We start from the raw sequence: 7,564 nt of genomic DNA, 5'->3' as shown, positions 1-7,564 counted from the left end.
AGGTTCATCAGGTTCATCAATAAAAGAATAAAAACTCAATTTTAGACTAGGAGAAAGTCATGGAAAATTGGACAACCGTATGCAGCACCAGCGATCTAACCCCAAACGGGGGAATTTGCGCCAAAGTAGACGATAACCAAGTGGCTATTTTTTACTGCAAGCGCAGCGACACGCTTTATGGGCTCTCTAATTACGACCCTATCGGCAAGGCGAATGTGATGTCACGTGGTATAATTGGTTCATTAAGCGGAGAACCTTACGTGGCCTCACCCTTATACAAGCAGCATTACCACTTAGAAACTGGCGAATGTCTTGAACAGCCTGAGCTCAAGCTCGTGAAATTTGAAGTTCGCAAACAAGGAGAACAAGTTCAAGTTCTCGCACCACTTGCTATCGCCAGTTAACTAAACCGCCGACACCATCATGCAAACGCTTATTAGCGTGCGCAATTTCGGCACAGGGTTCATGCACATTAAAAGCGTTCTAAGTTCGGAAGTAACGCAGGTGCACAAACCGGGTAATTTTCCAGATTTAAAGGATTTAAACCATGGATAACACTAAATTTTCGCTGCTTTCATTTACGGGTAAGATGAAAACCTTACACCTAAGTTGGATGGCCTTTTTTATCACCTTTGTTGTGTGGTTCAACTTTGCCCCACTACTGCAAATGGTGAAAACCTCACTTGGTCTTTCTACTGAAGAGATCAAAACACTGCTTATTCTCAACGTTGCATTGACCATTCCGGCGCGTGTCGCCATTGGTATGTTAACCGACCGATACGGCCCAAGATTGGTCTACTCTTCGCTACTCGCGGTCTGTTCAATCCCTTGTTTTATGTTTGCTATGGCAGACTCTTTTATTCAAGCGGCGATTGCTCGTTTCCTATTAGGCTTCATCGGTGCAGGCTTCGTTGTCGGTATTCGTCTAGTGTCTGAGTGGTTCCCACACAATGAACTGGGTACGGCAGAAGGTATTTACGGCGGCTGGGGTAACTTCGGTTCAGCAGCGGCAGCATTCACGCTTCCAACTCTGGCTTTAGCGTTTGGTGGTGAAGACGGCTGGCGTTATGCGGTCGGTATTACTGGCGTAATGAGTTTAGCGTTCTCGTTTGTGTTCTACAAAAACGTAACGGATACACCAAAAGGTTCTACTTACTTCAAACCGGCTCAAGTAACGGCAATGGAAGTGACATCAAAGGGTGACTTTTTCTTCCTACTTATTATGAAGATCCCGATGTATGCCGCTTTAGCGCTACTGACATGGAAGCTATCACCAAGCAACATCAACATGTTATCTGACATGGCGGTTTACTCTGTGTATGCCGGTTTAGCTGCGCTTTACATGTACGAAGTGTCGCAAGTTTGGAAAGTAAACAAGAACGTATTTAAAGAAGAAGTACCAGAGATTCACCAGTACAAATTCAAGCAAGTGGCGGTACTTAACGTATTGTACTTCGCGACATTTGGTTCTGAACTGGCTGTTGTTTCTATGCTGCCACTGTTCTTCTCTGACACCTTTGAATTAACACCGGTTCTTGCAGGTATGGTTGCATCGGCTTATGCCTTTATGAACCTAATGTCTCGCCCAGGTGGTGGTTGGATTTCAGATAAATTCGGTCGTAAACCAACACTGCTTATTCTAACGATTGGTCTTGCTGTGGGTTACTTCGCAATGGGTCAAGTCGACAGCACATGGCCTGTATGGCTAGCGGTTGTTGCGGCGATGGCGTGTTCTTTCTTCGTGCAAGCGGGTGAAGGTGCGGTATTCGCAACGGTTCCTCTAATCAAGCGTCGTATGACAGGTCAAATTGCAGGTATGACGGGCGCTTACGGTAACGTGGGTGCAGTAGTTTACCTAACTGTGTTGTCATTCGTGAGCTACCAAACCTTCTTCTTAGTGATTGCTGCAACAGCGGTACTTGGCTTTGTGACTCTACTGTTCATGGAAGAGCCTAACGGTCAAATCGCCGAAGTAAACGACGATGGCAGTGTCACGCTGATTAATGTTTCAAGCTAGGTCTGTACTATGAAGCATTGATATTATTGAATCGGGAGAAGCACCTTAGCGGATACATCAATGCTAGGCGCTTCGTTCAAAGGCTCTAAGTTCACTAGGGCTTTTGTTCTTCCTAGGATGTTCTGTCAAGGAAGCGGGAAGAAGATCAGTTAAGAAGAAGAGCAGTTAAGAAGAAGACCAGTTATGACAATTTCATTCAGCCAAGGGCAAGTCATCACGCCAGAATCCAACAACCAGTTAACGCTTAAGTTTGGTGGTTATTCGAATCAAGGCGTACGAGATGAAAACCAAGATGCCATCATTGTAAAACACCCAAAAACTCGCGCAGAGCAAGAGTTGAAAGGCAGTGTTGCCTGCATAGCAGACGGCGCAAGTTGCAGTGAACACGGCCAGAAAGCCAGTCACACCAGCGTGATGCAGTTTATCGACGACTATTACGCAACTCCCCAAAGCTGGAGCATCCAACGTTCGGCGCAAAAGGTCTTAACGTCCCTCAATTCTTGGCTCTTCAACACGTCTGTTTCTAATATTCATCCCGCACAACAAGTGAACCACAATGCCCTCGTTTCGACGTTCAGCAGCGTGATTTTAAAATCAAACACCGCGCATATCTTCCACGTGGGCGACAGCCGTATCTACTTACTAAGAGATGGAGAATTACGCCAACTGACCCGCGACCACACGCGTAAAAATATGGGACAGAAGCATTATCTAACACGCGCCTTAGGCATGGACAACCAACTCAACGTTGACTATCAAACCCTACCTATAAAGAAAAACGACTGCTTTATCCTGACATCTGATGGCGTGCACGAGTTTGTCTCTCCCAACACCTTCAAGGAACACATCGACAAACCCGGAGCGGATTTCGAATACGCGGCACAAACCATCTGTAACATGGCTTTAAGCCACAATAGCTCGGACAACGTGAGCTGCTTGATTGTGCAAGTCAGCCATCTGCCTAAACCTTCGCTGATTGAGTTCCATGAGAAGCTGGCTAAACGTGCTATCCCACCCGCTTTAAAGCTCGGGCAAAGTATCGACAACTTCATGGTACTTGAGGTGTTGTATGCAGGGTCAAGAAGCCATGTGTATCGTGTAATACAGAAAGATACACAAACCGAGTTCGTGCTGAAAGTCCCTTCCGTTCAATATCACGATAGCCCTTCGCAACTTCGAGCTTTCTTTAATGAACAATGGGCGGGGATCTTGCTGAAAAATAAGAGAGTAATGAAGGTTTACCCGACGCCAGAGAACTCGCAATTCTTATATCAAATCTGCGAATGGGTAGAAGGCATCACCCTAAGACAATGGATGTACGACAATCCAAAGCCGTCACTCAATGAAGTGCGCGACATACTAGAAAAAATCACACAAGGCATTCGAGTATTACAACGTGCAGACATGGTGCACCGAGACTTAAAACCGGAAAACATCATGATTCAACGTGATGGTGAGGTAAAAATCATCGACCTTGGTGCGGTGTTAGTGAGAGGCCTTGAAGAGGGAGAGCTCACCGACAAAGACGACACACCATTAGGCGCGGTCAATTACATAGCGCCAGAGACCATCAAGCACAACAGCGCGACCACCAGCTCAGATCTGTTCTCTATCGCTGTGATCGGCTATGAGATGCTAACCGGTGCATTGCCCTACTCTGAAATGACTGCCCAATCGCTTAAACAATCTCGCCACCATCAATGGGAATACCAACCCATAACTCAGAAACGAGCGGACTTACCAAGTTGGGTGGATTTAGTGTTACAAAAAGCCTGCGCGGAATCACCAAGCGAACGTCATCAAGTGTTGGGGGATTTTGTAGCAGACCTTTACACACCAAACCAAAGCTTGGTGAAAAGCAAAGCCAAGCAACCTTTGATAAACCGAAACCCAATCCAGTTTTGGAAAGTGTTGGCTTTGTTGCTCGGCATTGTTGCCATTGTAGAAATGGGCTTATTACTCAGTGCTAGTTAAAACCAAGTTCGAGTTAATTACAGGTTCGAGTTAATTCCAAGCTCGAGCTAAACGCGAGGCTTCTAGCTAAGCGTAAAATTCGAGCTAGCCACGCTTTACTAAGCTTCTTGGTACTAACTCAATACCCGCTTGGTAACGTTTAGCAGACGCGTTCAAAGCAAGTGCAAAGGCGCTGTCTGCAATCACTTCGAATTGCTGTGGCAATGAATGGACTTTAAAAGGTAAGAAATCCAATAAACGGTTATCACCAAAGGTTGCCAGCTTTACTTGGCTGATCAGCTCTGGCTTTTCGACCATCACATCCAACACACCTTCTAGTAAGGTATAAGACATAGTGACAATCGCATCAGGTACTGTGCCTTTAGCAATCCACTCTTCAAAAATCTCACGCCCTGATTCTCGGTCAAAGTGCTCGCCATAACCGACAACCATCGGCTTGTTTTCGGTTAACCCTGTTTGTTGAGTATGTGCTTTATTCGCCGCTTCAAAACCCAACTGACGTTCACGTGAAATGTTCAGATCAGGCAGTGCACCAATCAAACCAACACTATGAATACTGTCATCAAGAATCGAATGCGTCAGTTCAAATGCAGCTTCGAAATCTTCACTGATCACACAGGCAAAGTGCTCATCATCTAAAGGACGGTCAATCGCAATAACGGGTGTGCCTGAGTTTTGCAACTTCAAGTAGAACTCATTGGCGTCTGGCATTGAGCTCGCCACCAGCAAGGCATCAATACGACGGCTTACCAAGGCTTCAGCGACCTTTCGCTCGGTTTCAGCGTCATCATCTGAGCAACCAATCAAAATCTGATAGCCCACTTTACGTGAGTTCTGCTCTATCAATTTTGCTAAACGCGCGTAACTGCTGTTTTCCAGATCAGGAATAATCAAACCAAATGAACGGCTATTACCAGCGCGCAGCGAGGAAGCAGCATGGTCTGGTCGGTAGTTATACTCTTCCACCACTGCCATCACTTTCTGCTGTGTCTTTTCACTGATTCTGTATTTCTGCGCCTTGCCATTGATCACATAACTGGCTGTCGTTTTCGATACACCGGCTAGTTTGGCAATCTCATCTAGTGTCATATGGGTGACCTGTATTTTGTGCGTAGGATCATATAACCAATCTTCTGATCCTTGGATTAGTTGAATTATATGCTGAATCGATTCAGTATAAAAGCTGAAAGGATTCAGCAAAATCTGAAAAGTGACTTCAATCATCCTTTTGAATGGATTGAGCGTCATTTGTCGTGATTCAGCTTCTTGTTGTTAACGAAACTGGAATTACGACACGCAGCAAAACTATTTTGAAAACCAAAATCGGCTTTGCTGAATTTTTTTACACTGAATGCTGAACCGATTCAGCAAGCATAAAGCAGCGGGCAAATATTGCTCTAGACTGAATCGTAGCGATACACAAATTCTCAAGCGATACGCTAAAGAGGCACCATGCTTAAATTATCAAAATCTGACATCACTCTAGGCCAAACTGCCGAAGACAAATTCAAAGCAATCCAAAACATTGCTGGCGACCTGACAGCTAAAGGTTTAGTTGACTCTGGTTACGTTGAAGGAATGCTGAACCGTGAAAACCAGAACTCTACGTTCCTAGGTAACGGCATCGCGATTCCTCACGGAACGACGGATACTCGTGGCCTAGTAAAAGAGACAGGCGTTGCGGTACACCACTTCCCTGAAGGTATTGATTGGGCAGACGGCAACCGTGTTTACGTAGCAATTGGTATTGCAGCGAAATCTGACGAGCACTTAGGCATTCTTAAGCAACTAACAAAGGTTCTAGCGGCAGACGGTGTTGAAGAGAAATTAAAGCAAGCTAAATCAGAAGACGAAATCATCGCCCTACTTAACGGCGAAGTTCAGCTAGAAGCCGACCTAGACGCTTCTTTAGTTCAGCTACTGTTCCCTGCAAGCGACATGATTCAAATGTCTGCAGTTGCGGGCGGTCTACTTAAGAACACAGGTTGCACAGACAACGCATTCGTTGCTGACCTAGTAACGAAAACACCAACTCACCTAGGCCAAGGCCTGTGGTTGTTGGGCAGCGACAAAGGTGTAACTCGCACTGGCGTATCTTTCGTTTCAACAGCGAACCATTGTGAATACGAAGGCACACCAGTTAAAGCATTGGTAGCATTCGCAGCTTGTAACAGCGCGCACCAATCTATTCTGGCAAACCTAAGCAAGATGGTTTTCGAAGGTAAACAGCAACAACTGTTAACAGCTGACGCAGCGCAAGTGATTGGCCTTCTGAAAGGTGAAGCGGTTTCTACAGCGTCTCAAGACGATGACAACTGCGCAGTATTCAAAATCAAAAACGCACACGGCCTGCACGCTCGTCCGGGCGCAATGCTAGTCGCTGAAGCGAAGAAGTTTGAATCAACAATCCGCGTGTCAAACCTAGATGGCGACGGAAAAGAAGTGAACGCGAAGAGCTTGATGAAAGTGATCGCTCTTGGCGTTAAACACGGCCACCAGCTTCAGTTTGTTGCTGAAGGTGAAGACGCAGCACAAGCACTTGAATCGATTGGCAAAGCTATCGCTTCAGGCCTTGGCGAAGGTTAAGGAGTCGATATGTCTGATAAACAAATCAAAGCCGTTACTGTAACGCTTAACCCTGCTCTAGACCTGACAGGCGCTATCGACGCACTAAATGTAGGTTCAGTTAGCCTAGTAAACAAAGGCTCTCTGCATGCAGCGGGCAAAGGCGTAAACGTCGCAAAAGTTCTTTCAGAGCTTGGCGCGAAAGTGACCGTAACAGGTTTCCTTGGTCGCAATAACGAAGAAGCGTTCTGCCAACTGTTTGAAGAGATGGGTGCAACTGACCGCTTCATCCGTGTTGATGGCGCAACTCGCATTAACGTGAAATTGGTAGAGAACTCAGGCCAAGTAAGCGACATCAACTTCCCAGGTGTTCCTGTTGATGCTGACGCGATTAAAGCGTTCGAAGAAACCCTATTAGAACTTGCTGAAACGCACGATTATTTCGTCATTGCAGGCAGCTTGCCACAAGGTATCTCTCCTGAGCTTTGCGCTTCTTGGGTTCAACGCTTACACGATTTAGGTAAGAAGGTGCTATTTGATAGCAGCCGTGACGCACTTAAAGCCGGTATCAATGCACAACCATGGTTGATCAAACCAAACGATGAAGAGCTGTCTCAGCTGTTCAATGCAGAGCTGACAACTCGTGACCAATGCCAACACGCAGGCCAAGCCCTAAGTGAAAAAGGCATCGATAACATCGTGGTATCACTTGGCGCTGAAGGCGTGATGTGGCTAAACCAAGGTGAATGGTTACATGCTCAACCACCGCGCATGCAAGTAGTAAGCACGGTAGGCGCAGGTGACACATTGGTTGCTGGTCTATGTTGGGGTCACATGCAACAGATGCCAAAACCAGAACTTATTAAATTCGCAACCGCCCTATCTGCTCTAGCAGTTTCACAGGTAGGCGTGGGCATCACCAGCCAACAAGAGCTGGATTCAGTACTACAAAATATCCAATTACAGTCGCTTAGTGCTCCAACTAGCCAGTTAGACACAAGCAAATAG

The 7,564-nt window shown here is 46.1% G+C and carries 6 protein-coding genes; 5 read left to right on the top strand and 1 reads right to left on the bottom strand.

Features of this window, described 5'->3' with window-relative positions:
• Positions 1-59: 59 nt before the first annotated feature.
• The 3 genes from nirD (at position 60) to AB4493_RS13395 (ending at position 3,991) form a co-directional block, all read left to right on the top strand.
• The gene (nirD, locus tag AB4493_RS13405) at positions 60-404 is read left to right on the top strand and encodes a nitrite reductase small subunit NirD (protein ID WP_012600889.1); all 345 of its coding nucleotides are present in this window, start codon (positions 60-62) and stop codon (positions 402-404) included.
• Between the two features lie 143 nt (positions 405-547).
• The gene (locus AB4493_RS13400) at positions 548-2,017 is read left to right on the top strand and encodes a NarK family nitrate/nitrite MFS transporter (protein WP_372155169.1); all 1,470 of its coding nucleotides are present in this window, start codon (positions 548-550) and stop codon (positions 2,015-2,017) included.
• A gap of 183 nt (positions 2,018-2,200) precedes the next feature.
• Complete coding sequence (locus tag AB4493_RS13395; RefSeq protein ID WP_372155167.1) at positions 2,201-3,991, top strand: protein kinase domain-containing protein; 1,791 nt, start codon at positions 2,201-2,203, stop codon at positions 3,989-3,991.
• 84 nt (positions 3,992-4,075) lie between these two features.
• Here AB4493_RS13395 and cra read toward each other — a convergent pair whose 3' ends face one another.
• The gene (cra, locus tag AB4493_RS13390) at positions 4,076-5,080 is read right to left on the bottom strand and encodes a catabolite repressor/activator (RefSeq protein ID WP_048608697.1); all 1,005 of its coding nucleotides are present in this window, start codon (positions 5,078-5,080) and stop codon (positions 4,076-4,078) included.
• A gap of 363 nt (positions 5,081-5,443) precedes the next feature.
• On the opposite strand from cra, the gene fruB reads away from it, so the two are divergent.
• Together fruB and pfkB are read left to right on the top strand one after the other, a co-directional pair.
• On the top strand, positions 5,444-6,577 hold the full coding sequence (gene fruB / locus AB4493_RS13385) for a fused PTS fructose transporter subunit IIA/HPr protein (protein WP_048608700.1): 1,134 nt from the start codon (positions 5,444-5,446) through the stop codon (positions 6,575-6,577).
• A 9-nt stretch (positions 6,578-6,586) separates the two neighbouring features.
• Positions 6,587-7,564, top strand: a complete 978-nt coding sequence (pfkB, locus tag AB4493_RS13380) for a 1-phosphofructokinase (RefSeq protein ID WP_372155165.1) — start codon at positions 6,587-6,589, stop codon at positions 7,562-7,564.

Source organism: Vibrio sp. 10N.222.55.A1, assembly GCF_041473835.1.
Taxonomy (GTDB): domain Bacteria; phylum Pseudomonadota; class Gammaproteobacteria; order Enterobacterales; family Vibrionaceae; genus Vibrio; species Vibrio crassostreae_C.
Note: the sequence above shows the minus strand (reverse complement) of the source record. Positions and strands in the feature narration are given on the sequence as shown.

Excerpts from the sequence above, each read along its gene's own strand:
- nirD (WP_012600889.1), top strand. The coding sequence starts at position 60 with ATGGAAAATTGGACAACCGTATGCAGCACCAGCGATCTAACCCCAAAC.
- AB4493_RS13400 (WP_372155169.1), top strand. The coding sequence starts at position 548 with ATGGATAACACTAAATTTTCGCTGCTTTCATTTACGGGTAAGATGAAA.
- AB4493_RS13395 (WP_372155167.1), top strand. The coding sequence starts at position 2,201 with ATGACAATTTCATTCAGCCAAGGGCAAGTCATCACGCCAGAATCCAAC.
- cra (WP_048608697.1), bottom strand. The coding sequence starts at position 5,080 with ATGACACTAGATGAGATTGCCAAACTAGCCGGTGTATCGAAAACGACA.
- fruB (WP_048608700.1), top strand. The coding sequence starts at position 5,444 with ATGCTTAAATTATCAAAATCTGACATCACTCTAGGCCAAACTGCCGAA.
- pfkB (WP_372155165.1), top strand. The coding sequence starts at position 6,587 with ATGTCTGATAAACAAATCAAAGCCGTTACTGTAACGCTTAACCCTGCT.